Annotated in this window: 1 protein-coding gene; it reads right to left on the bottom strand. The window is 74.1% G+C overall.

Going from position 1 to position 270, the window contains the following annotated elements; translation table 11 throughout:
* Positions 1-270, bottom strand: a 270-nt coding sequence (locus tag C1X29_RS29945) for a PAS domain S-box protein (RefSeq protein ID WP_146023313.1), incomplete at both ends; no start/stop codon positions are given.

Here is a 270-nt window from a genome sequence, read left to right as displayed (position 1 = left end):
GGTCAGGGCCGTGCGCGTGAGGACGGCGTCCTCGGGCCAGATGAACTCCAGGAAGCTGCGCCCCACCATCCCCGCGGGGTCGTGGCCCAATACGGTCTTCCAGGCCGGGTTCACCGCGCGGAAGACGCCGTCGGCGCCCACCACGGCGAGAAGGTCGCGCGAGTTGCGCCAGACCCGGTCGTGCTCGGCCGTGCTCTCGGCGACGCGCCGCTCCAGCGCCTCCTCCCGGGCGTGCTCCTCGGTGACGTCCTGCGCGATGCCGCCCAGGCG

The organism is Pseudomonas sp. GW456-12-10-14-LB2, assembly GCF_002884345.1.
Lineage (GTDB): Bacteria > Pseudomonadota > Gammaproteobacteria > Pseudomonadales > Pseudomonadaceae > Aquipseudomonas > Aquipseudomonas paraglycinae.
This window is presented reverse-complemented; position numbering and strand designations above follow the sequence as displayed.